The following is a 23,255-nucleotide window of genomic DNA, read 5'->3' on the forward strand; positions in this document are numbered from 1 at the left end:
GTGGGCCCGTCCCGATCCTCGGCGGAGGTGGCGTGGTGACTTTCGAGCGGGAGCTCGTGTCGCCCGACGCCGACGGCGAGGAGCGGCAGATCGAGGCGGCGCTGCGGCCCAAGCGGCTGGCGGAGTTCATCGGCCAGGCCCGGGTGCGCGAACAGCTGTCACTGGTGCTGGAGAGCGCGCTGCGGCGGCAAAGGCCGCCCGACCACGTGCTGATGAACGGGTCGCCGGGGCTCGGCAAGACGACCCTCGCCATGATCATCGCGGCGGAGCTGAGCGCGCCGCTGCGCATCACGTCCGGCCCCGCGCTGGAGCGCGCCGGCGACCTGGCGGCCATCCTGTCCACGCTGGGCGACGGCGAGGTGCTGTTCATCGACGAGATCCACCGGATGGCCCGCCCCGCCGAGGAGATGCTCTACATGGCGATGGAGGACTTCCGCGTCGACATCGTCGTCGGCAAGGGTCCCGGCGCCACCGCCATCCCGCTCGACATCGCCCCCTTCACGCTCGTCGGCGCCACCACCCGGGCCGGCCTGCTGCCGGCGCCGCTGCGCGACCGGTTCGGGTTCACCGCCCACATGGACTTCTACGAGACCGGCGAGCTGGAGCAGGTGCTGCGCCGCTCGGCCGCGCTGCTCGCCGTCGAGCTGCCCGACGACGCCGCCAACGAGATCGCCAGGCGCTCGCGCGGCACTCCCCGCATCGCCAACCGGCTGCTGCGCCGCGTGCGCGACTACCCCGACGTGCGCCCCGGCGGCGTGGTCGACCGCGCGGTGGCCGCCAGGGCGCTGGAGCTGTACGAGGTCGACGGTGAAGGGCTCGACCGGCTCGACCGGGCGGTGCTCGGCGCGCTGCTGCGCAAGTTCGGCGGCGGCCCCGTCGGCCTGTCCACCCTCGCCGTGTCCGTGGGGGAGGAGCCGGAGACCGTCGAGGTGGTGGCCGAGCCGTTCCTGGTGCGGCAGGGCCTGATCGCGCGCACCCCGCGCGGCCGGGTCGCCACCGCCGCCGCCTGGACGCATCTCGGCATGACGCCACCGCCCGACGCGTTCGGTGCCGGACCCTCCACCTGATCACGAATCGGTTGCAACCATTGCGAATCGGGAACTTCCCCGCGCGCCGAAACGCTGCCTCGTTGCCGCGTTTCGCAACAAGCGCCTACACTCCGTGGCTTGGCTGGCTGTGTAGGCTGATGCGCTGAGCGGCGCCGCCCGCAACCGCGGAATTTCCGGCGGGAAGCCGGTGTCAACTCACTGTACGACGATGGAAGGTCGCCCCTGATGGACCAACTCATGAGCATCGCGCCGCTGATCCTTCTGGTGGTGGTGTTCTACTTCCTGCTGATTCGCCCGCAGCGCAAGCGCCAGCAGGAGGCGATCCAGATGCAGAACTCGTTGACGCCGGGCACTCGTGTCATGACGACGACAGGCCTGTTCGGCACCGTCGTCGCGGTGGACAATGAAGACGTCGTCCTCGAGATCGCGCCCAACATCGAGACGCGCTGGGTCAAGGCCGCCATCGGCCGTATCGTCACGCCGGGTGACCCGGTGGCCGACGAGCCCATCGCCGACGAGCCGGCCGACGGTGACACGAGCGCGGAGCACAACGACGACCAGGACTCCCGCAAGAAGTCCTGAACCCATGACCCCAATCCGAAAGAACTGACGACCAGTGGCCCGACCGACCAGCAGCCACAGCAAGCCGGGGCGAACGCTCCTGCTGCTCCTGGCGCTCATCCTCGCCCTGGGCGGGACGATGTTCTTGCAGAAGGCGTTCACGCCGAAACTAGGACTCGATCTCGCCGGCGGTACGACGGTGACACTGTCACCGGTCACCCAGGACGGTGCCTCTCCTCCTGAGGAGATCCTCGACCGCGCGGTCAACATCATCCGCGACCGGGTCAACGGCACCGGCATCTCCGACGCCGAGGTCGCCAAGTCAGGCGACAACATCATCATCTCCATCCCGGGCGTCGGGCAGAGCGAGGCCATCAAGCTGGTCGCCACCACTGCGGAGCTCCGCTTCCGGCAGGTCCTGGCGATGGAGATGACTCCGATCGCGCAGGAACAGCTCGCCACCGAGGCGCCCAGTCCGGACGTCTCCCCGACGGCGTCGACGGCCCCGTCGTCGACGCCGTCGGTCGCGCCGAGCCAGTCGGCCAGGCCGCAGCCTTCGGGGTCACCGTCAGTCTCTCCGACCGGGAAGGCGCTCTCGTCGGCGCTGACCGACCCGGCGCCGTCGACTTCCCCGACTCCCTCTCAGGGCGACAGGGGCAACAGGGACAAGAAGTCGACACCGTCGCCGTCAGCGACCGACGAGCCCGCACCAGATCCCAACGCTCAGACCCCCAACCCGCAGATCGACACCAAGGGCATCGACCCGGCCGTGCTCAAGCAGTACGCCGCGCTCGACTGCACCGACCCGAAGAACCGAGGCCAGGGAGTCCAGGACGACCCCGGCAAGCAGTACGCCGCGTGTGAGTCCAACGGCAGCTTCAAGTACGTCCTCGACGTAGCCAAGGTCGTCGGCACCGACATCAGCACCGCCACAGCCGGAGTCCAGCAGGGCACCACCGAATGGGTGGTCCAGCTCGACTTCAAGAGCGCCGGCGCCCAGGAGTGGAGCAAGCTCACCTCCACCGCCTACAACTCGCAGGAACCGCGCAACAAGGTCGCGGTGGTCCTCGACGGCGTCGTCATCACCGCTCCCAACATCATCAGCCCGATTCCCGGCGGCCGCGCCGAGATCACCGGCCAGTTCGACCAGCAGTCCGCCACCGAACTCGCCGAGCAGCTCAAGTACGGCGCGCTTCCGCTGAAGTTCGAGCGCAGCTCCATCGACACGGTCTCCTCGACGCTCGGCCAGGACCAGCTCCAGGGCGGCCTCATCTCCGGCGTCATCGGCCTGGCCCTCGTGGTCGTCTACTGCCTGCTCTACTACCGCGGCCTCGGCATCGTGGCCGTGCTGAGCCTCGTCGTCGCCTCGATCCTGACCTACACCGCGGTGGTCGTGCTGGGGCAGAACGCCGGTTTCCGGCTCTCCCTGCCGCACATCATCGGCCTGGTGGTCTCCATCGGCATCACTGCCGACTCTTTCATCGTGTACTTCGAACGCATACGCGACGAGATGAAGGAGGGCAGGCGGACTCTCCGCGCGGCCGTCGAAGTGGCCTGGGTCCGCGCCCGGCGCACGATCCTGATCGCCGACGCCGTCATGTTCATCGCCGCGATCGTGCTCTACCTGCTGTCGGTGGGCGGCGTCGCCGGCTTCGCCTTCGCGATGGGCCTGACCACGCTGATCGACGTCGTCGTGGTGTTCATGTTCACCAAGCCCTTCATCGCGCTGCTGGCCAGACTGAAGTTCTTCGCCAAGGGTCATCCGCTGTCCGGCCTGGACGCCGAGCGCATGAGCGTGGCCGACACCAGCGGATCCGTCCGCAAGACCACCCCGCGGGAGGCCTGAGATGGGACTGGGGCGACGCCTCTACCGGGGCGAGATCGACGTCGACTTCGTCGGGAAGTGGCGGCTGTGGTACAGCCTGTCCGCCATCCTGCTGGTGATCTCCTTCGCCGGCCTGCTCTGGAACGGGCTCAACCTGGGCGTCGAGTTCAAGGGCGGCTCGGTCTTCTCCTTCCAGCCGACGCAGACCGTCAGCGTCCAGGAGGTGCGCGAGACGTTCAGCGAGCAGGGCATCCACCAGCCGATCGTGCAGACCGCCGGCGACCGCTACCGCGTCACCACCGAGACGCTCGTCGAGAGCCAGAGCCTGCGGATGCAGGACGTGATCTCCAAGGAGTTCGGCACCCCGGTCGAGCAGGTCAACGTGCAGTCGATCGGCGCCTCGTGGGGCGGTGAGGTCTCCACCAAGGCGCTGTGGGGCCTGGTCGCGTTCATGGTGGCGATCATCGCCTACCTGTCGATGGCGTTCGAGCCGAAGATGGCGCTCGCCGCGATCGTCGCGCTGCTGCACGACCTCGTCATCACGGCCGGCGTCTACGCCTGGTCCGGGTTCGAGGTCACGCCGGCGACGCTGCTGGGCTTCCTGACCATCCTGGGTTACTCGCTCTACGACGCGGTCGTGGTGTTCGACATGATCAAGGAGGTCACGGCCAAGCTCGGCACCACGTCGAAGCAGACCTACTCGATGGCCGCCAACGACGCGCTCAACCACACGCTGATCCGCTCGCTGAACACGTCGCTGGTCGCGATCCTGCCGGTGGCGGCGATCCTGTTCATCGGCACCACCGTGCTCGGCGCCGGCACGCTGAAGGACCTCGCGCTGGCCCTGTTCGTCGGCATGGTGGTCGGCACCTACTCGTCGATCTGCGTGGCCACGCCGCTGCTGGTGACGCTCAAGGAGCGGGAGCCGAAGTACCAGGCCATCGCCAGGAGGCTCGCCTCCACCGGCGGCGGCAAGGGCGCCAGGCGCGCCGCCGCGGCCAAGGGCTGACCTGTCCGCACGCGCCCCCGTCCCTCCCGGGCGGGGGCGCAGCCGTGGGGACGTCAGGGGCGGGGATGCGCCATCATGAAGCCCGGCGGACGCGGACCCCTCCACGTCGCCACCCACCTTGACCCCTCCGAGGAGCACTTCATGAGCGACCTGACCGCGCTGATCCTGGACCGCATCCGGGACGTGCCCGACTACCCCAAGCCCGGCGTGGTGTTCAAGGACATCACCCCGCTGCTCGCCGACCACGCCGTGTTCTGCGCCGTGGTGGACGCCCTGGCCGACGGGTTCGAGGCCGACAAGATCGTGGGCATCGAGGCGCGCGGGTTCATCCTGGCCGCGCCGGTGGCCTACCAGGAGGGTGCCGGCTTCGTACCTGTGCGTAAGAAGGGCAAACTGCCTGCCGCCGTGCTCGAAGAGTCCTACGATCTGGAATACGGTTCGGCGACCATCGAGGTGCACGACGACGCTTTCTCGCCCGGCGACCGGGTGCTCATCGTCGACGACGTGCTGGCCACGGGCGGCACGGCGGCGGCGGCGGTGGAGCTCGTGCGCAGGACGGGAGCCGAGGTGGTCGGCGTCTCCGTGCTGATGGAGCTCGCCTTCCTGAAGGGGCGCGAGCGCCTCACGGGAGTGGAGACCCGCTCCCTGCTGATCGTCTGAGGAGAGGACCCGAGGCGGTCCGGGTGCGTCGCCTGGATACACTGGGGATCTGGACTCGAACGTAAGGAGTCTGAGTGCCCCGTGATGTGGTCGTGCCCGACGTAACGGACGCGAGTGGTGCCGCCGCGCAAGCCGATGCCGCGCCGGCCGCACCCGCGGCGCGCCGTCGGCGGTTTGGGGGTGGGGCCATGAATCCGGTGCTGGAGCCGCTCTTCCGCACTGTCCGGGCCACCCACCCCAAGGCCGACCTGCGTGTCATCGAGCGCGCCTACGAGGTGGCGGCTCACCACCACCGTGACCAGAAGCGCAAGAGCGGCGACCCGTACATCACCCACCCGCTGGCGGTGGCGACGATCCTGGCCGAGCTCGGCACCGACGACGAGACGCTCTGCGCGGCCCTGCTGCACGACACCGTCGAAGACACCGCCTACGGCCTCGACGAGTTGCGCGGTGACTTCGGCGACACGATCGCCTCGCTGGTCGACGGCGTCACCAAGCTCGACAAGGTCAAGTTCGGCGACGCGGCCCAGGCCGAGACCGTGCGCAAGATGGTCGTGGCCATGTCCCGCGACATCCGGGTGCTGATCATCAAGCTGGCCGACCGGCTCCACAACATGCGCACGATGCGCTACCTGCCGGAGCACAAGCGCCACCAGAAGTCCCGCGAGACGCTGGAGATCTTCGCCCCGCTGGCCCACCGCCTGGGCATGAACACGATCAAGTGGGAGCTCGAGGACCTCGCCTTCGCCATGCTCTATCCCAAGCGCTACGACGAGATCGCGCGCATGGTGTCGGAGCGGGCGCCGCGGCGCGACCTGTTCCTGCAGGAGGTCATCGAGAAGGTCTCCGGCGACCTGCGCGAGGCCCGCATCCGGGCCGTGGTCAAGGGCAGGCCGAAGCACTACTACTCGGTCTACCAGAAGATGATCGCCCGCGACGTCGCCTTCGACGACATCTACGACCTGGTGGGCATCCGGGTCCTGGTCGACTCCGTACGCGACTGCTATGCGGCGCTCGGAACGATCCACGCGCGCTGGAACCCGGTCCCCGGCCGGTTCAAGGACTACATCGCGATGCCCAAGTTCAACATGTACCAATCGCTGCACACCACGGTGATCGGTCCCGAGGGCAAGCCGGTGGAGCTGCAGATCCGTACCCACGCCATGCACCACAGGGCCGAGTACGGCGTGGCCGCGCACTGGAAGTACAAGGAGGAGGTCGGCGGGCCCGGCCCCGTCGGCAAGGTCAAGCCCGGCAGCGACATGGCCTGGCTGCGCCAGCTCCTCGACTGGCAGAAGGAGACGGCCGACCCGGGCGAGTTCCTGGAGTCGCTCCGGTTCGACCTGTCGGTGTCGGAGGTCTACGTCTTCACCCCGAAGGGCCAGGTCATCGCCCTGCCCGAGGGCGGCACCCCCGTCGACTTCGCCTACGCGGTCCACACCGAGGTGGGCCACCGCTGCATCGGCGCCCGGGTCAACGGCCGGCTGGTGCCCCTGGAGTCGCGGCTGGGCAACGGCGACACGGTCGAGATCTTCACCTCCAAGTCGCCCGACGCCGGGCCCTCGCGCGACTGGCTGAAGTTCGTCAAGTCGGGCCGCGCCCGTAACAAGATCCGGCAGTGGTTCTCCAAGGAGCGCCGCGAGACCGCGATCGAGGCGGGCAAGGAGGCCATCGGCCGGGCGATGCGCAAGCAGGGCCTGCCGCTGCAGCGCCTCATGTCCGGCGAGGCGCTGCTGGCGCTCGCCCGTGACCTGCGCTACCCCGACGTGTCGGCGCTGTACGCGGCCGTCGGAGAGGGCCACACGGCCGCCCAGACGGTCGTGCAGAAGCTGGTGGCGTCCATCGGCGGCGTGGAGAGCGCCGAGGAGGACATCGCCGAGACCTCGCTGCCGACCCGGCTGCGCGGCCGCCCCCGGGGCGGAGGCGGCGCGGGCGTGGTGGTGGCGGGCGACGCCGACGTGTGGGTGCGGTTGTCGAAGTGCTGTACCCCCGTGCCCGGCGACGAGATCGTCGGCTTCGTCACCCGCGGCCACGGTGTCTCGGTCCACCGCTCCGACTGCACCAACATCCAGCAGCTCAGGTCGCAGCCCGACCGGCTGGTGGAGGTCAGCTGGTCGCCCGGCGACGACAGCGTGTTCCTGGTGGCCATCCAGGTGGAGGCGCTCGACCGGCCCAGGCTGCTGTCCGACGTCACCCGTACGCTTTCCGACCAGCACGTCAACATCCTGAGCGCCTCGGTGACCACTTCGCGCGACCGGGTGGCCGTCAGCAAGTTCACCTTCGAGATGGGCGACCCCAAGCACCTGGGCCACGTCCTGAAGGCCGTGCGCGGCATCCAGGGCGTCTACGACGTCTACCGCGTCAGCGGCGCGGGCGGCTGAGGGGCCGCCGTCACCGCATCCGCAGGTCCGGCAGGTCGACCACGATCGCCTCCTGGGTGCTGCGGGCGATGACCACCACCGCCTCCTGCTCCGGGTCCGGGTTCTCCTCGCGGTGCGGGACGAACGGCGGCACGAACACGTAGTCGCCCGGCCCGGTCTCGATCCGCCGCTCTCCGCCGTCCTCCAGGAACACGAACACCGGCCTGCCGCTCACCACGTAGATGGCGGTCTCCGACTCGCCGTGATGGTGGTCGGCCGAGCGGGTCGCGGGCGCCACGTGCGTCTGGCCCATCCAGAGCCGCTGAGAGCCGGTGGTGGCGTCGCTGACCGCCGCCAGCCGGCGCATCCCCGCGCTCTGCGCCGTCGCCCCGGACAGGTCCTCAGGAGTGACGTGCCGCAGCGGACGGTGGAAGACGTCGCCGTCGGCCCGGTATCCCTCCCACAGGCGTCCACCGGCCCGCTCCAGCACCCCTGCGGCCACCGCCGCAAGCTCGCCGGGCGTCTCCCGTGCCTTCAGCAGCGCCTGGGCCAGCTCGGGGTCGTGCGCGCGCAGCTCACGCAGCAGCCACTTGCCACCGCCCTGCCAGCGCCCGCCCAGCGACAGCGCCAGCCGCGCGGCCTCCTCGACCACGTTCCACTCGATGAACGCCCGCTCGCCCGGGTCGGTCACCCCGGCCAGATCGTCCAGCAGATCGGACAGCACGTAGCGGGCCCTGCCGAGCGCGGCGTCGTGCGGAGCCCCGGGGCCGCGCTCCAGCCGCCCTCTCAGCTCCTCCCTGAGCGCCTCCAGCCGCCCGCCACTCCGGTCGGCCAGCACGATCCCCTCGGCGCAGAGGCGGGCCAGCACGGGCTGCCGGTTGCCGAAGTCACGCTCCAGCCAGGCCCCGAAACTGGTCTGGCTGTGCACGAGCAGCTCGGCCGGCCAGTCGTGCCGGCGCAGGGACTCCCGGTACGGTGCCGCGAGCCCGTCGACGACGACCAGGATGTCGAGGTCGGAGGTGGGGGTCCGGCGCCCGGCCGCCACGCTGCCGCCGAGCAGGGCGTACAGCGCCTCCGGGAACAGCTCGTCGACCAGGGCACGGGCCTCGCTCACAGGATCCATGGCGGCCACGATAGCCAACCGGGCACACCATGATCGAGACCTCCGGCTCGCCGGCCCCGCCTCCGCTGGGCAGGGACCGCGAGCCGGGCTCGGTCAGCTGAACTCGGCGAGCGTGCGCTCGGCCTCCTCCAGCCAGGCGCGGCGGGCCGTGATGGCCTCCTCCGCCTCCTTGACGTCCTTGGCCCGTCCGGCCGCCTGCGCCTTGGCCAGGCGCTTCTCCAACTGCTCGATGGAGGTGCGCAGCTGGTCGACGGTGCTCTGGGCGCGGGCGCGGGCCTCGGGGTTGGAGCGCTTCCACTCGGCGTCCTCGGCCTTGCGCACGGCCTCGTCGACCTTGCGCAGCCCGCCTTCCAAGCGGTCGCGGTGCTCGCGGGGGACCGGGCCGGCCGCCTCCCAGCGCTCCAGGATGTGGCGGAGCTGGCCCCTGGCGGTGCGCACGTCGGTGACCGGGAGCAGCTTCTCGGCCTCGATCAGCAGCTCCTCCTTCACCTGCGCGTTGGCGGCGAGCGAGGCGTCACGCTCGGCGAACACCGCCGAGCGGGCCTGGAAGAACTGGTCCTGGGCGGCCTTGAACCGACCCCACAGCTCGTCCTCGACCTCCCTGGAGGCCCGGCCGGCGCTCTTCCAGCGCTGCATCAGATCCCGGTAGACGGCCGCGGTCTGCCCCCAGTCGGTGGAGTCGGCGATCGCCTCGGCCTCGGCGACGATGGCCTCCTTGGTGGCACGCACGCCCTCGCGCTGCTCGTCGAGGGTGGCGAAGTAGGCCTTGCGCCGCTTGGCGAAGGCGGTGCGGGCGGTCGACAGGCGCTTCCACAGCTGCGCCTCCGTCACCCTGTCGATCCGGTCGGCGGCCTTCCACTCCTCGACGAGCTGGCGCAGCCGCTCACCGCCGGACTTCCAGTGGGTGGTCTCCTCGGCGATGCGCTCGGCCTCGGCGACGATCCGCTCCTTGACGGCCCTGGCCTCGGCGCGGGCGACCTCGCGCGCCGCCTTCAGCTCCTCGCGGCGCTGCGCGACCAGCGCGGTCAGCCCGTCGAGCCGGGCCGTCAGCGCGCCGAGGTCACCGACGGCGTGCGCGTCGGCCACGGCCTCGCGCAGCTTGACGATGCTCGCCTCGGCCTGCGCGGGCGCCAGGTCGGTGCCGCGCACCCGCTGCTCCAGCAGCTGGACCTGGCCCGCCAGCTCGTCGTACTTGCGATGGAAGTAGGCCAGCGCCTCTTCGGGTTCGCCGGCCTGCCAGGACCCGACGGCCCGCTCTCCCTCAGCCGTTCGCACGTAGACGGTGCCGTCGTCGTCTACCCGGCCCCACGGGTCGGTGCTCACCGTGTCCTCCCGCACTTTCCATCAGACCCTTCGGGACTGTTCGTCCCTAGTTTGTATTACGTCAGCTCTTGCCAGCGATTGTCACGTCTTTGATTTCCACGGTTTCCTTCGGCGCTCCGGTGCCGTCAGCCGTACCTGCCAGGACACCTGCCTTGTTCACCTTGTCCAGGATGTCGAGCCCCTTCGTGATCGTACCCACCGGTGTGTAAAGCGGGTCGAGCTGGATATCGCCGTACACCAGGAAGAACTGGCTGCCCGTGCTGCCCGGGGCCTGCGTCTTGGCCATCGCCATCACGCCCCGCTTGTACTTGGCGTCCTTGGTGTTCTCCTCCACCAGCACGTAGCCGGGACCGCCCGAGCCGTCGGTCTGGCTCTTGCCGTCGGCCTTGGCCGTCGGGTCGCCGCACTGCAGCATCGGGAACTGCTCGTTGCCCAGCCGGTGGCACTTGCTGCCGTCGTAATAGTCCTTCTCCGCCAGGAACTGCAGCGAGTTGACGGTGCACGGCGCCTTGGCGTTGTCGAGCTCGACCACGATGTCGCCGAGGCCGGTCTTCATCGTCATCGTCTTCTTGGCCGGCTTCAGGTCCACCTTCTCCGGCGGCATGCCGACGTCCTTGACCTGACCGCCGCCGGTGTCGGCGACGTAGCCGCAGGTGCCGGTCTTCTCGTCGTAGGGCTTCGGCTGAGCGACCGCCGGGGCGGACGTGCTCGCCTGCGCCGACGGCTCGGCGGCCGCCTCTGTGGGCTCGTCGCCGCCGCCCAGCAGGGCGACCGAGGCCACGATGCCGCCGACCACGACGACGACGCCCACGGTGGAGCCGATGATCGCCATGCGCTTGTTGCGCTGCTCGCGCTCGAGCCGGCGCTGCTGTTGGCGCTCGTAGTGCTCGCGTGCCAGCTGCTTCTGCCGGTCCTTGCCCGTGGCCACCGCTTTGCCTCCCGTAGTCAATCAACTGAGGTGGGCGAATCGTATCGGCCAAAGGCCGATGATTCGCAGCCCGGCGACCCGCACCGGTACCCTTCGGTTACATTCCCATTGGCTTTTTTGACGAGATCAGCTGAGGCAGATGCTCATCGCCGGCTTCCCCGCAGGGGCCTTCCAGACCAATTGTTACGTCATCGCGCCCGCGGAAGGCGAGGAGTGCGTGATCATAGACCCCGGTCAGGACGCTGTCGAGGGGGTCGACGAACTGCTGCGTGAGCATCGTCTCAAGCCGGTCGCGGTCCTGCTCACCCACGGCCACCTCGACCACGTCTGGTCGGTCGCCCCGGTGTGCGGCGCGCGCGGCGTGCCGGCCTGGATCCACCCCGACGACCGCCACCTGCTGAGCGACCCGGCGGCGGGCTGGTCTTCCACGAGTTCCTCCCTCTTCGGCGACCTCACCCTCAGCGAGCCCGACGACGTGCGCGAGCTGTCCGACGGCGCCACGCTGGAGCTCGCGGGCATGGAGCTGGTCGTCGACCACACGCCCGGCCATACCAGGGGGTCGGTGAGCTTCAGGGGAGACGCGGGCCGCGGCGTGATGTTCTCCGGTGACCTGCTGTTCGCCGGCTCCATCGGCCGCACCGACCTGCCGGGCGGCGACTATCCGACGATCCTGCGCAGCCTCGCCGCCAAGTGCCTGCCGCTGCCTGACGATACGGTCGTCCTGCCGGGCCACGGACCACAGACCACGATCGGCCGCGAGCGCGCCACCAACCCTTATCTCAAGGAGGCCGCGCCGCACGCCGGTCCCACAAGAGGAATCTGATGACCTTCCAAGCACCCAAAGGCACCTTCGACTGGCTGCCTCCCCGCTCCGAGCAGGTGCTCGCCGTCCGCGAGGCGCTCGTCGCCCCGGCCAGGCGCGCGGGATACGGCTACGTCGAGACGCCGGTCTTCGAAGACACCCAGCTGTTCGCCAGGGGAGTGGGCGAGTCGACCGACATCGTCTCCAAGGAGATGTACACCTTCCCCGACAAGAAGGGCCGTTCGCTGACGTTGCGCCCGGAGGGCACGGCGTCGGTGGTCCGCGCCGTGCTCCAGCACGGCCTGCACAACGGCCAGCTGCCGGTGAAGCTGTGGTACTCGGGCAGCCAGTTCCGCTACGAGCGCGCCCAGAAGGGCCGCTACCGCCACTTCTGGCAGGTCGGCGCGGAGGCGCTGGGCGCCGAGGACCCGGCGCTCGACGCCGAGCTGATCGTGCTCGCCGCCCGCGCCTTCGCCTCGCTGGGCCTGCGTCAGTTCACGCTGCTGCTCAACTCGCTCGGCGACAAGACCTGCCGCCCCGCCTACCGCGCCGCGCTGCAGGAGTTCCTGCGCGGGCTCGACCTGGACGAGGAGACGCGGGCCCGCATCGAGATCAACCCGCTGCGGGTGCTCGACGACAAGCGCCCCGAGGTGCAGGCCCAGCTCGGCGGCGCGCCGCTGGTCGTCGACCACCTGTGCGCCGCCTGCAAGGCCTACCACGAGGAGGTCCGCGCCCTGCTGAAGGCCTCCGGCGTCGCGTACGAGGACGACCCCAGGCTGGTGCGCGGGCTCGACTACTACACCCGCACCACGTTCGAGTTCGTCCACGGCGGGCTCGGCTCGCAATCGGCGATCGGCGGCGGCGGCCGCTACGACGGGCTCAGCGAGATGCTCGGCGGCCCGCCGCTGCCCAGCGTCGGCTGGGCGCTCGGCGTCGACCGCACGGTCCTGGCCATGGAGTCCGAGGGGCTGCTCGGCGATGCCACGCCCGGCGGCGTCCAGGTGTACGGTGTCGCGCTGGGCGACGACGCCCGCCGCCGGATGTTCCTGCTCGTGGCCGAGCTGCGCGAGGCCGGCGTCAGCGCCGACATGGCCTTCGGCGGCAAGGGGCTCAAGGGAGCGATGAAGGGCGCCGACCGCTCGGGGGCCCGTTACGCGCTGATCCTGGGCGAGCGTGACCTGGCGGCGCAAGCCGTGCAAGTGAAAGACCTGACCACCGCTGAGCAGACCGAGGTGCCGCTGGCCCGGGTCGTGGAAGTCTTGAAGGGGAAAGTGCAGTGATCCGCACGCATACGGCCGGGTCGCTCCGCAAGGAGCACGCCGGGCAGCAGGTGACGCTCGCCGGATGGGTGGCCCGCCGCCGTGACCACGGCGGGGTGGTCTTCATCGATCTGCGCGACGCCTCCGGCTCGGCGCAGGTGGTCTTCCGGGAGGAGGACCACGCCCACGACCTGCGCGCCGAATACTGCGTGAAGGTGGTCGGCCAGGTCCGCGTGCGCCCCGAGGGCAACGAGAACCCCGACCTGCCCACCGGCGAGGTCGAGGTGGTGGCCGACGCGGTCGAGGTGCTCAGCGAGTCCGCGCCGCTGCCGTTCCCCATCGAGGGCGGCACGGGCGTCTCCGAGGAGGCCCGGCTGAAGTACCGCTACCTCGACATCCGCCGCCCGCAGGTGGCCGAGGCGATGCGGGTGCGCTCCAAGGCGACCTACCTCGCCAACGAGGTGATGAACGAGCTCGGCTTCGTCTACGTCGAGACGCCGACGCTGACCCGCTCCACCCCCGAGGGCGCCCGCGACTTCCTGGTGCCGGTCCGGCTCCAGCCGGGCAGCTGGTACGCCCTGCCGCAGTCGCCGCAGCTGTTCAAGCAGCTGCTGCAGGTGGCCGGCCTGGAGCGCTACTACCAGCTCGCCAAGTGCTACCGCGACGAGGACCTGCGCGCCGACCGGCAGCCGGAGTTCACCCAGATCGACATCGAGATGTCCTTCGTCGACCAGGAGGACGTCATCGCGGTCGGCGAGAAGCTGATCGGCCGGCTGTGGCGCGAGATCCTCGGCTACGAGATCCCCCTGCCGCTGCCCCGCATGACCTACGCCGACGCGATGGCCCGCTACGGCTCCGACAAGCCCGACCTGCGCTTCGGCCAGGAGCTCGTCGACATGACCGACTACTTCTCCGGCACCTCCTTCCGCGTCTTCCAGGCCGAGTACGTCGGCGCGGTGGTCATGCCGGGCGGCGCCTCCCAGACCCGCAAGGAGCTCGACGGCTGGCAGGAGTGGGCGCGCAGCCGCGGGGCCAAGGGCCTGGCCTACGTGCTCGTCCAGGAAGACGGCACGCTCGGCGGCCCGGTCGCCAAGAACCTGTCCGAGCAGGAGATCTCCGGCCTGGCGGGCAAGGTCGGCGCCGCGCCCGGCGACGCGGTGTTCTTCGCCGCGGGCGCCCGCGGCGCGGCCCGCGACCTGCTCGGCGCCGCCCGCCTGGAGATCGGCCGCCGCTGCGGGCTCATCGACGAGTCGCTCTGGTCGTTCCTGTGGGTCGTGGACGCGCCCATGTTCGAGGAGGACGGCGAGGGCGGCTGGACCGCCGTGCACCACCCGTTCACCGGCCCCAAGCCGGAGTGGTCCGACAACTTCCAGGACCATCCGGGCGAGGCGCTCGCCTACGCCTACGACATGGTCTGCAACGGCATGGAGATCGGCGGCGGCTCGATCCGCATCCACCGCGCCGAGATGCAGCAGCGCGTCTTCGACGTGCTCGGCATCTCCAAGGAGGAGGCGGAGAGCAAGTTCGGCTTCCTGCTGGAGGCGTTCAAGTACGGCCCGCCGCCGCACGGCGGCATCGCCTACGGCTGGGACCGCATCTGCATGCTGCTGTCGGACGGCGAGTCGATCCGCGACGTGATCGCGTTCCCGAAGACGGCCTCCGGCTTCGACCCGCTCACTGGCGCGCCCACGCCCATCACGGCAGGCCAGCGCAAGGAGGCGGGCGTCGACGCCCGGCCCAAGGCCGACGCCTGACATGCGAAACGGCAGGCGCCCACCGCGGCGCCTGCCGTATCTTTCGCGGCTCCTCTTAGGAGAGCTTGACCTTCTTGATGATGATCGGCGTCTTGGGCGCCGTGGAGCCGCCGTCTCCGGTGATGTCGTCGTCGTTGACGATCACGCCGTCCTTGGCCACCTTGTCGATGATCTCCAGGCCGGAGGTCACCATGCCGAGCACCGAGTAGACCGGGTCGATCTGGGTGTTCTCGTCCGACAGCGAGATGGCGAACTGGCTGCTGTTCTGGCCCGCCGCGTCGGCCGGCTGCGTCAGGAACACCACGCCCCTGCCGTACGGGATCGCGCCCGCGGCCTCGTCGAGGAACGTGTAGCCCGCCGTGCCCTGGCCGTCGGTCGGGTTCTCGCCGTCGGCCTTGGCCTTCGGGTCGCCGCACTGCAGCAGGTAGAGCCCCGACACCTCGGGCGTCACCAGCCGGTGACACTTGGTGTTGTCGTAGAAGCCCTTCTTGGCCAGGAACGCCATCGAGTTCACCGAGCAGGGCGTGAGCTGCGGGTCGACCTCGATGACGATGTCACCGTGGTTGGTCGTGACCGTCATCTTCGACAGCTTCAGGTTCGGCTTCTTGCCCGGCATGCCCACGTACTTCATCGGCACGTCCGAGGTGTCCCGCTTGTATTGGCAGGTCACCGGGCCGGTCTTGGTCGGCGTCGGGAGCGCCGTGATGGGCTCCTCCGTGGGACTGGCGGACGCCGAGGACTCGGCCGCCGCCGGCGTGCCTGGCGCGTTGTTGTTGACCAGGGTCGTCACGGCGAAGATGCCACCGGCCACCACAGCGACGGCCACGCCCGCGCCGATGAAGGTGTTGCGCCTCGCCTTGGACGACTGCTCGGCGGCGCGTTGCCGCTGCCGCTCCTTGTGCTGACGCGCCAATTCGCTCTGGCGGTCGTCGTCGTCGCCGCTCACCGGTATGTCCTCCATCTTTGCCTACACATGACCAAACAACTTGGGGAATGCTACCGGCCCTAGATATGTGCTGGACGTAAGTGACCCGAAGCCACCTGTGTGGCCGGAAGGGTGGGAACCATATCGATCCGGGATTCGTAGTTGAAAACGAAACTAAGGAGCCCCGGATGTTCGATCAGGTTCTCGGCCTGCCCGCACACCCTCTCGTGGTGCACTTCGCGGTGGTGCTGACGCCCATGCTCGTGGCGGTCGCCGTAGCCTACGCCCTCGTGCCCCGCTGGCGGGCCGCGACGGCGTGGGCGGTGACGCTGCTCTCGATCGCCGCCCCCGTGGCTGTCTTCGCCGCCTGGCAGAGCGGGCAGAGCCTCAAGGCCGCCCGCTTCGCCACCGCCGGGGGCGAGCTCGGCCAGCGGATCAGCGCCCACGAGGCGCACGCCGTCCCCCTGCTGCTGTCGGCCGCGGGTCTCGGTTCGGTGTCGCTCGTCCTGGTCTACGCCTCCCGCGGCGACCGGTTCGGCAGGCCCGGCACGGCGGTGCTGTCCGGCCTGACCGTGGTGCTGGCCGCGGTGACGGCGTACTACGTCTTCCTGGCGGGGGACTCGGGCGCGAGAGCCGTGTGGGAGCTGTAACCTCGCGGATGTGGAGAGCTTGTTCGATTCGGCGGCCGAGGAGGCCACACCTCAGCCCCTGGCCGTGCGCATGCGTCCCCGCAGCCTCGACGAGGTGATCGGCCAGCGCCACCTGCTCGGCCCCGGCACGCCGCTGCGCCGGCTGGTCGAGAGCGAGGCGCCGATGTCGCTGTTCCTGTGGGGGCCGCCGGGCACCGGCAAGACCACCCTCGCCTACGTCGTGTCCAACGTCACCAAGCGCCGCTTCGTGGAGATCTCCGCCGTCTCCGCCGGCGTCAAGGACGTCCGCGCCGCCATCGACGCCGCCCGCCGCGAGCTCGGCATGAGCGGCCGCCAGACCGTGCTCTTCGTCGACGAGGTGCACCGCTTCAACAAGGCCCAGCAGGACGCCCTGCTGCCCGCCGTCGAGAACCGCTGGGTCACCTTCATCGGCGCCACCACCGAGAACCCGTTCTTCTCCGTCATCTCACCGCTGCTGTCGCGCTCGCTGCTGCTCACCCTCGAATCGCTCGGCGACGACGACGTCCGCGCGGTGCTGGAACGGGCGGTGTCCGACGAGCGCGGGCTCGGCGGACGCGCCACACTCGCCCCGGAGGCCCTGGACCAGCTCGTCCGCCTCGCCGGCGGCGACGCCCGCAGATCGCTGACCTACCTCGAAGCGGCGGCCCTGCTGTCCGACGACATCACGATCGAGGTGGTGGAGAAGGCCGTCGACAAGGCGGCCGTCCGCTACGACCGGCAGGGCGACCAGCACTACGACGTCATCAGCGCGTTCATCAAGTCGATGCGCGGCTCCGACGCCGACGCCGCGCTCCACTACCTGGCCCGCATGATCGAGGCGGGGGAGGACCCGCGCTTCATCGCCCGCCGCATCGTCATCTTCGCCTCCGAGGACGTCGGCATGGCCGACCCCGCCTGCCTGCAGACCGCGGTCGCCGCCGCCCAGGCGGTGCAGCTCATCGGCCTGCCCGAAGGCCAGATCAACCTCGCCCACGCGGTCATCCACTGCGCGCTGGCCCCCAAGTCCAACGCCGTGGTGAAGGCCATCGGCGCCGCCGTCGGCGACGTCCGGCGCGGCCTCATCGGCCAGGTGCCCGGCCACCTGCGCGACGCCCACTACCCCGGCGCGGCCAAGCTCGGCCACGGCGAGGCCTACAAGTACCCCCACGACTTCGAGCACGGCCTCGTCCGCCAGTACTACGCGCCCGAGCAGATCCGCGACCGGCGCTACTACGAGCCCACCCGCCACGGCGCCGAGGCGCCGGTCGCCGAACGCTGGGCGCGCATCCGCGACTTCCTGCGCGGATCCCCATGACCGCGCCGCCTCTGGGCCATGCCGTTCATGGGCATGGGGGTCGCTGAGGCACGCCGCCATGCCGTTCATGGGCATGGGGGTCGCCGGGGCACGCCGTCCATGAGCTCGGGGGTCGCGGGGGATGACCGACCACGACGTTCCCAGGGATGCCCGGGAATGACCTACCACGACGTCCATGAACTCGGGGATGCCGGGGCATGACCGACCACGATATTCCCGACCTCATGGACACCCGGTAATGACCGACCACCGCGCAGCCTTCGACGCGTCCATCACCTTCGGCAACGGCGGCGATCTGACCGTCCACGACTTCCGCGTCGACGTGCCCTCGCCCGGAGTCACCGAGGACGAGATCGCCGCCCTGTTCGTGGCCTCACTCGGGCTGTTGATGACCGACGCGGTCGAGCTCTCCAACGTGCGTGTCTTCCCCGAGCCGCACAAAGGCACCCGAGGCGGCCCCAGCGACCGCACCGCCCCCGCGGCCTTCCACGGCCGCATCCTCCCTCTCGACACGCCCGCCACCCGCCTGGAACTCCCTGCCGGCGTAGCCGCTCCAGCGGCGCTCACGGGTACCGCAGCCGGCGTAGTCGGTCCTGCCGCAGCCTGCGGGGAGGGTTCGACTGATGTCGAGCGCGTCGCAGTCCGTGGGGAGGCTGCGGTCGGCCCGCTTGGGCCGGCCACAGGCCGAGGGGAGGCTGCGGCGGGTGTGGTCGGGCTTGCCGCAGTCTGCGGGGAGCGTTCGGCTGGTGTCGAGCACGCTGCGGTCCGTGAGGAGGTCGCGGTCGGCATGCTCGGGCCGGTCGCAGGCCGAGGAGAGGCCGCGGCGGGTGTGGCCGGGCCCGCCGCGGCCTGCGGGGAGACCGGAGCTGGTGGGTTTGGATCTGCCGTAGTCGGCGGGGAGGGCTCGGGTGGTGTCGAGCGCGCTGCAGCTCCTGCGGAGCCCTCGGCGGGGTCGGTCACGGGCCGAGGGGAGGCTTCTGCTGGTGAGGGGGAGGCTGCCGGAATCGGCCCGGAGACGGTGGTTGGTGGCGATGGGCCGTCAGTGACCCGCGAGGAGGCTATTGACGTTCTTGCACGTACGGTCGAGCTTCCCGCGGTGGTGGTGCGTGCCTCCGGGGCGGGCTGGGAGACGATCGGCGTCGGTGCTCTGGCGCCCTTCGCCGTCCTCGGTCACGCGGTCCTCCTGCAGACCCAGGCCGGCGAGTGTCTGAGCGAGGCAGCCGCTCGCTGGCTCGTCTCACAGGCTGTCGCTCTGGTCGCCACCGATGCGCGCACGCTCGGCGAATCGCGGAGCCTCCTCCTGGAGGCAGGCATACCCGTCGCCGAGTCCCTCACCGGCCTGGAAGCGCTGCCGCCCACGGGCGCCTACTTCACCGCCGTCCCGCCTCACGCCGCGTCGGGCGCCACCCCGGCCCGCGCGTACGCCCGTGTCCCGTAGTGGTCCCTCCCGTCGCGATACCACCCGCGAAGGCCGCCACGGGGTCCTGCACCGGCCTCGGCCGCCAAGGGCGCGTCCTCGCCCGCGATCTTCAGCCGGAAGTCTGGCCGGGCGACGATGGTGTCCTGCTCTGGGAGGGGGCAGCCCGCGTACCGGGCTGGGTCTCGGAGGCATCCGCACTCGTACGGGCCGTGTTGCGAAGGCATGCGTACTCGTACGGATCCCGTACGGGAATTCATCAGCACACTCGGACGGGACCCCAGCCACCGCACCCGCACGGCGAGGAGGCCCGTTTCCCGTACCGGAGGCGGGCCGCCGGGGCGGGATGACCGAGGTCAGGACCGGAACGGGCCTGGCACGGCACGTGATCAAGGACTCGGTCATCGCCGACCTCGTCCGCCGGACACGATAGGGTCTTGACGTTCCGGCCCAGCGTACGAGGGAGATGCGCGGATGCTTACCGCTGGAGAGGTCGCCGGGCTGATCGCGGCCACGGGATGGGTGGTCCTGGTCTGCGTTCTCACGATGGCGCTCCTCAAGCTCGCCAGGCTGCTCACCGAGACGACCAAGGCGGTCTCCGAGCTGAACGCCCGCCTGACGCCGCTGCTCGACGACATGAGCCTCACGGTCAACGAGACGAACCGGCAGCTCGTCGCCGTCGAGTCCATCGCCAGGGACGTCAAGCAGGTGACCGGCCACGCCGCCAGGCTCAGCGCCGTCACCCAGACCGTCTTCACCGGTCCGCTGATCAAGGTGTCGTCCCTCAGCTACGGCGTGCGCCGGGCCATCGAGGCCCGCAAGCCGCGCAGGACGGGGCGGCGGCGATGATCAGGCGGCTGTTCTACCTGTCGCTCGGCGCGTTCCTCTCCCTGTGGGTGATGCGCAAGCTGCAGGCGCTCCACCCCAACCACGTCGCCCGCAGGACCGCCCACGGTGCCGCGGGCATGCTCGAACAGGTGAGAGACTTTACTTCTGACGCGCTCGGCGAGGCCGCCGGCCGCGAAATCGAGTTGCGGGCCCGTTTCGGCCTCGACAACCCTGAACACAACGACTAACGCAAAGGACGGCCGCCATGGAGTCGGCAGAGATCGCCCGCCGCTTCCTGCGCTTCTTCGAGGAGCGTGGGCACAAAGTAGTGCCCTCGGCCAGCCTGATCGCTGAGGACCCGACGCTCCTCCTGGTTCCCGCCGGTATGGTGCCCTTCAAGCCGTACTTCCTGGGGCAGCGCAAGCCTCCGGCGTCCCGGCTGGCCACCGCGCAGAAATGCGTGCGCACCCCCGACATCGACGAGGTCGGCAGGACGACCCGCCACGCCACGTTCTTCCAGATGCTCGGCAACTTCTCCATCGGTGACTACTTCAAGGCCGAGGTGATCCCGTACGCCTGGGAGCTGCTCACCAAGCCCGAGTCCGAAGGCGGCTTCGGCTTCCCCGAGGACCGGCTGTGGGCGACGGTCTACCAGGACGACGACGAGGCGTTCGAGATCTGGCACAAGACGGTCGGCCTGCCCGCCGACCGCATCCAGCGGCGCGGCCTGGCCGACAACTACTGGCACATGGGCGTGCCCGGCCCCGGCGGCCCCTGCTCGGAGATCTACTACGACCGCGGCCCCGAGTACGGGCGCGAGGGCGGCCCCGTTGCCGACGAGGACCGCTACCTCGAGGTGTGGAACCTCGTGTTCATGCAGTACCAGCTCAGCGAGGTCCGCTCCAAGGTCGACTTCGACGTGGCCGGCGAGCTGCCCAGCAAGAACATCGACACCGGCATGGGCCTGGAGCGCATGGCGGCGATCCTGCAGGGCGTCGACAACATCTACGAGATCGACACCACCTACAAGATCCTCGACAAGGCGGCGGAGCTGACCGGCACCGCCTACGGCCGTGACCCGCGCACCGACGTGAGCCTGCGGGTCATCGCCGATCACGTGCGCGCCGGCACCATGCTGGTGGCCGACGGCGTCATGCCCGGCAACGAGGGCCGCGGCTACGTCCTGCGCCGCCTGCTCCGCCGCACCGTGCGCAACCTGCGCCTGCTCGGCTCCGGCGACCGGCGGCTCATGCACACCCTGACCGACGTGGCGATCAACGTCATGGGGGAGCAGTACGACGAGCTCAAGACCGACGCGCCGCAGATCCACGCGGTCATCGACGCCGAGGAGGCGTCGTTCCTCGGCACGCTCCGCACCGGCACCGCGATCTTCGACGTGGCCGTCGAGGAGACCAAGCGCAAGAAGGCGGCCACGCTCTCCGGCGAGCAGGCCTTCCAGCTCCACGACACCTACGGCTTCCCGATCGACCTCACCCTTGAGATGGCGGCCGAGCAGGGGCTCAAGGTCGACGAAGAGGGCTTCCGCCGCCTGATGAAGGAGCAGCGCGAGCGCGCCAAGGCCGACGCGGCGGCGAAGAAGATCGGCAACGCCGACGTCTCCATCTTCGGCCGGCTCCTGGAGGAGGCGGGCAAGGTCGAGTTCCTAGGCTACGACGAGACCGCGGCCGACACCACGATCGTCGGCATCCTCGTCGACGGCGCGTCGGTGCCGGCGGCGGGCGCGGGCACCGAGGTCGAGGTCGTGCTCGGCCGCACCCCGTTCTACGCCGAGGGCGGCGGCCAGCTCGCCGACCAGGGCGTCATCCGCACCGGCGGCGCCGAGGTCGAGATCCTCGACGTGCAGTCGCCGATCGGGGGCCTCGTCGTCCACCGCGGCAGGATCCGCAGCGGCGAGCTCAAGACCGGCGACGAGGCGCACGCCGAGATCGACCTGGAGCGGCGGCGGGCGATCTCGCGCAGCCACAGCGCCACCCACATGGTCCACCGCGGCTTTAAGAACGCGCTCGGCGAGACGGCGGCCCAGGCGGGCTCCGAGAACTCGCCCGGCCGCTTCCGCTTCGACTTCACCGCCGCGGGCGCGGTCCCGCAGAGCGTGCTGCGCGACGTCGAGGACGAGGTCAACGCCGTCCTCGTCAACGACCTCAAGGTCAACGCCTTCTACACCTCGCAGGCCGAGGCCAGGGCGATGGGCGCGCTGGCGATGTTCGGCGAGAAGTACGGCGACGAGGTCCGCGTGGTCGAGATCGGCGACTACTCCCGCGAGCTCTGCGGCGGCACCCACGTCCACAGCTCCGGCCAGCTCGGCCTGGTCAAGGTGCTGGCCGAGCAGTCGGTGGGCGCGGGCGTGCGCCGCGTCGAGGCGCTGGTCGGCATCGACGCCTTCCGCTACCTGGCGCGGGAGAGCGTGCTGGTCTCGCAGCTCACCGAACAGCTCAAGGCACGCCGCGAGGAGCTGCCCGAGCGCGTCGAGGGCATCGTCACCCGGCTCCGCGCGGCGGAGAAGGAGCTGGAGAAGGTCCGCTCCGCCCAGGTGCTGCAGGTAGCCGGCGAACTCGCGGGCAAGGCCACCGACCTGCACGGAGTGTCCGTCGTGACACACCGCGCGCCTGATGGCACGAACGCCGACGATCTGCGTAAGCTCGCGCTGGACGTACGCGGCAGGTTCCCGTCCGACCGGCCGGCGGTGATCGTTGTCGCCGGCGTCCCCTCCGACCGGCCCGTGGTGGTCGCCGCGGTCAACGAGGCGGGACGCGAGCGCGGGCTCAAGGCCGGACGACTGGTCGGCGTCGCCGCCAAGGCGCTTGGAGGTGGCGGTGGCGGCAAGGACGACGTCGCACAGGGCGGCGGCAGCCGTCCCGAGGCGATCGGCGACGCGCTGCGGCTCGTCGAACAGGCCATCACGGAGCAGCTCGGCTGACATGAGGTTCGGCACACGGCTCGGCGTCGACGTCGGGTCGGTTCGCATCGGCGTGGCGCGCAGCGACCCATCGGGGATGCTCGCCACGCCGGTGGAGACCGTCAAGCGCGGCAAGGGCGACCTCGACCGCATCGCCGCGATCGCCGCCGAGCACGAGGCGATCGAAGTGGTGGTGGGGCTGCCCACGTCGCTGTCGGGGCGTCAGGGCGCCGCCGCGGCGCTCGCCCGTGAGTTCGCGGGCCTGCTCGCGGCCCGGCTGGCCCCGACGCCGGTCCGGCTCTTCGACGAGCGGCTCACCACGGTCGCCGCGCAGCACGGGCTGCGCGCCAGTGGCGTGCGGGCCAAGAAGCAGCGCGGAGTCATCGACCAGGCGGCGGCGGTGGTGCTGCTGCAGGACGCCCTCGACTCCGAACGCGCCACCGACAGGCCACCGGGCCACCCCGTCACCCCGCCCGGCGACCCCGCCTCATGACGGGCCGCCGGCCACCCCCGCACATCTCACCCACCCATCCGCGCGCCTTCGCGCTCC

Annotated in this window: 20 protein-coding genes; 16 read left to right on the plus strand and 4 right to left on the minus strand. The window is 70.5% G+C overall.

Annotated features, from left to right (window positions below; genetic code table 11):
- Positions 1-35 precede the first annotated feature (35 nt).
- From ruvB to ABD999_RS35950, 6 genes are all read left to right on the plus strand, one after another.
- On the plus strand, positions 36-1,067 hold the full coding sequence (gene ruvB / locus ABD999_RS35925; RefSeq protein ID WP_345483111.1) for a Holliday junction branch migration DNA helicase RuvB: 1,032 nt from the start codon (positions 36-38) through the stop codon (positions 1,065-1,067).
- Between the two features lie 219 nt (positions 1,068-1,286).
- Positions 1,287-1,631, plus strand: a complete 345-nt coding sequence (gene yajC, locus ABD999_RS35930) for a preprotein translocase subunit YajC (protein ID WP_246639244.1) — start codon at positions 1,287-1,289, stop codon at positions 1,629-1,631.
- Positions 1,632-1,665: 34 nt separating this feature from the next.
- Complete coding sequence (gene secD / locus ABD999_RS35935) at positions 1,666-3,456, plus strand: protein translocase subunit SecD (RefSeq protein WP_261808501.1); 1,791 nt, start codon at positions 1,666-1,668, stop codon at positions 3,454-3,456.
- A gap of 1 nt (position 3,457) precedes the next feature.
- Positions 3,458-4,444 (plus strand): protein translocase subunit SecF, encoded by a 987-nt coding sequence (gene secF / locus ABD999_RS35940; RefSeq protein ID WP_148031191.1) that lies wholly within the window; start codon positions 3,458-3,460, stop codon positions 4,442-4,444.
- A 141-nt stretch (positions 4,445-4,585) separates the two neighbouring features.
- Positions 4,586-5,104 (plus strand): adenine phosphoribosyltransferase, encoded by a 519-nt coding sequence (locus tag ABD999_RS35945; protein ID WP_148031192.1) that lies wholly within the window; start codon positions 4,586-4,588, stop codon positions 5,102-5,104.
- 188 nt (positions 5,105-5,292) lie between these two features.
- Entirely contained in the window at positions 5,293-7,485 is a 2,193-nt protein-coding gene (locus ABD999_RS35950) for a RelA/SpoT family protein (protein WP_148031193.1), read from the plus strand.
- Between the two features lie 10 nt (positions 7,486-7,495).
- On the opposite strand, the gene ABD999_RS35955 is transcribed toward ABD999_RS35950, so the two are convergent.
- The 3 genes from ABD999_RS35955 to ABD999_RS35965 all read right to left on the minus strand — a co-directional run bounded on the left by ABD999_RS35955 (position 7,496) and on the right by ABD999_RS35965 (position 10,838).
- Entirely contained in the window at positions 7,496-8,587 is a 1,092-nt protein-coding gene (locus ABD999_RS35955) for a cupin domain-containing protein (protein WP_271279057.1), read from the minus strand.
- 93 nt (positions 8,588-8,680) lie between these two features.
- Positions 8,681-9,910, minus strand: a complete 1,230-nt coding sequence (locus ABD999_RS35960) for a DUF349 domain-containing protein (protein ID WP_148031194.1) — start codon at positions 9,908-9,910, stop codon at positions 8,681-8,683.
- Positions 9,911-9,971: 61 nt separating this feature from the next.
- Entirely contained in the window at positions 9,972-10,838 is an 867-nt protein-coding gene (locus ABD999_RS35965; RefSeq protein WP_148031195.1) for a peptidylprolyl isomerase, read from the minus strand.
- Positions 10,839-10,977: 139 nt separating this feature from the next.
- On the opposite strand from ABD999_RS35965, the gene ABD999_RS35970 reads away from it, so the two are divergent.
- The 3 genes from ABD999_RS35970 to aspS are packed head-to-tail and all read left to right on the plus strand — an operon-like array spanning position 10,978 to position 14,653.
- Positions 10,978-11,661 (plus strand): MBL fold metallo-hydrolase, encoded by a 684-nt coding sequence (locus ABD999_RS35970; protein ID WP_148031196.1) that lies wholly within the window; start codon positions 10,978-10,980, stop codon positions 11,659-11,661.
- Positions 11,661-12,920 carry a histidine--tRNA ligase gene (gene hisS / locus ABD999_RS35975; protein ID WP_271279056.1) on the plus strand — a complete coding sequence of 420 codons (1,260 nt, stop codon included), beginning with the start codon at positions 11,661-11,663 and terminating at the stop codon, positions 12,918-12,920. Before ABD999_RS35970 ends, hisS begins: the two co-directional genes overlap by 1 nt.
- On the plus strand, positions 12,917-14,653 hold the full coding sequence (gene aspS / locus ABD999_RS35980; RefSeq protein ID WP_148031198.1) for an aspartate--tRNA ligase: 1,737 nt from the start codon (positions 12,917-12,919) through the stop codon (positions 14,651-14,653). Before hisS ends, aspS begins: the two co-directional genes overlap by 4 nt.
- 55 nt (positions 14,654-14,708) lie before the next feature.
- Here aspS and ABD999_RS35985 read toward each other — a convergent pair whose 3' ends face one another.
- Positions 14,709-15,599, minus strand: coding sequence for a peptidylprolyl isomerase (locus tag ABD999_RS35985; protein ID WP_148031199.1), 891 nt, complete (start codon positions 15,597-15,599; stop codon positions 14,709-14,711).
- 167 nt (positions 15,600-15,766) lie between these two features.
- Between ABD999_RS35985 and ABD999_RS35990 the strand changes: the two genes are divergently transcribed.
- The 7 genes from ABD999_RS35990 (at position 15,767) to ruvX (ending at position 23,198) form a co-directional block, all read left to right on the plus strand.
- A complete protein-coding gene (locus tag ABD999_RS35990) occupies positions 15,767-16,228 on the plus strand; it encodes a DUF2231 domain-containing protein (protein ID WP_271279055.1) in 462 nt (153 codons plus the stop codon).
- A gap of 10 nt (positions 16,229-16,238) precedes the next feature.
- Positions 16,239-17,543 (plus strand): replication-associated recombination protein A, encoded by a 1,305-nt coding sequence (locus ABD999_RS35995; protein WP_449289672.1) that lies wholly within the window; start codon positions 16,239-16,241, stop codon positions 17,541-17,543.
- A 238-nt stretch (positions 17,544-17,781) separates the two neighbouring features.
- Complete coding sequence (locus ABD999_RS36000; RefSeq protein WP_271279478.1) at positions 17,782-18,981, plus strand: hypothetical protein; 1,200 nt, start codon at positions 17,782-17,784, stop codon at positions 18,979-18,981.
- Between the two features lie 453 nt (positions 18,982-19,434).
- On the plus strand, positions 19,435-19,809 hold the full coding sequence (locus ABD999_RS36005; protein WP_219543314.1) for a DUF948 domain-containing protein: 375 nt from the start codon (positions 19,435-19,437) through the stop codon (positions 19,807-19,809).
- Positions 19,806-20,036 (plus strand): hypothetical protein, encoded by a 231-nt coding sequence (locus ABD999_RS36010; RefSeq protein WP_148031203.1) that lies wholly within the window; start codon positions 19,806-19,808, stop codon positions 20,034-20,036. The genes ABD999_RS36005 and ABD999_RS36010 overlap by 4 nt, the downstream gene beginning before the upstream one ends.
- A gap of 17 nt (positions 20,037-20,053) precedes the next feature.
- Positions 20,054-22,726 carry an alanine--tRNA ligase gene (gene alaS / locus ABD999_RS36015; protein WP_148031204.1) on the plus strand — a complete coding sequence of 891 codons (2,673 nt, stop codon included), beginning with the start codon at positions 20,054-20,056 and terminating at the stop codon, positions 22,724-22,726.
- Position 22,727: 1 nt separating this feature from the next.
- Positions 22,728-23,198: a Holliday junction resolvase RuvX gene (ruvX, locus tag ABD999_RS36020; protein ID WP_148031205.1), complete on the plus strand. Its 471-nt coding sequence runs from the start codon at positions 22,728-22,730 to the stop codon at positions 23,196-23,198.
- The last annotated feature ends 57 nt before the right edge of the window (positions 23,199-23,255 follow it).

The sequence above is a fragment of the Nonomuraea ferruginea genome, from assembly GCF_039540635.1.
GTDB classification, from domain to species: domain Bacteria; phylum Actinomycetota; class Actinomycetes; order Streptosporangiales; family Streptosporangiaceae; genus Nonomuraea; species Nonomuraea ferruginea.

Excerpts from the sequence above, each read along its gene's own strand:
- yajC (WP_246639244.1), top strand. The coding sequence starts at position 1,287 with ATGAGCATCGCGCCGCTGATCCTTCTGGTGGTGGTGTTCTACTTCCTG.
- secF (WP_148031191.1), top strand. The coding sequence starts at position 3,458 with ATGGGACTGGGGCGACGCCTCTACCGGGGCGAGATCGACGTCGACTTC.
- ABD999_RS35945 (WP_148031192.1), top strand. The coding sequence starts at position 4,586 with ATGAGCGACCTGACCGCGCTGATCCTGGACCGCATCCGGGACGTGCCC.
- ABD999_RS35950 (WP_148031193.1), top strand. The coding sequence starts at position 5,293 with ATGAATCCGGTGCTGGAGCCGCTCTTCCGCACTGTCCGGGCCACCCAC.
- ABD999_RS35955 (WP_271279057.1), bottom strand. The coding sequence starts at position 8,587 with ATGGATCCTGTGAGCGAGGCCCGTGCCCTGGTCGACGAGCTGTTCCCG.
- ABD999_RS35970 (WP_148031196.1), top strand. The coding sequence starts at position 10,978 with ATGCTCATCGCCGGCTTCCCCGCAGGGGCCTTCCAGACCAATTGTTAC.
- hisS (WP_271279056.1), top strand. The coding sequence starts at position 11,661 with ATGACCTTCCAAGCACCCAAAGGCACCTTCGACTGGCTGCCTCCCCGC.
- ABD999_RS35990 (WP_271279055.1), top strand. The coding sequence starts at position 15,767 with ATGTTCGATCAGGTTCTCGGCCTGCCCGCACACCCTCTCGTGGTGCAC.
- ABD999_RS36000 (WP_271279478.1), top strand. The coding sequence starts at position 17,782 with ATGACCGACCACCGCGCAGCCTTCGACGCGTCCATCACCTTCGGCAAC.
- ABD999_RS36005 (WP_219543314.1), top strand. The coding sequence starts at position 19,435 with ATGCTTACCGCTGGAGAGGTCGCCGGGCTGATCGCGGCCACGGGATGG.
- ABD999_RS36010 (WP_148031203.1), top strand. The coding sequence starts at position 19,806 with ATGATCAGGCGGCTGTTCTACCTGTCGCTCGGCGCGTTCCTCTCCCTG.
- alaS (WP_148031204.1), top strand. The coding sequence starts at position 20,054 with ATGGAGTCGGCAGAGATCGCCCGCCGCTTCCTGCGCTTCTTCGAGGAG.
- ruvX (WP_148031205.1), top strand. The coding sequence starts at position 22,728 with ATGAGGTTCGGCACACGGCTCGGCGTCGACGTCGGGTCGGTTCGCATC.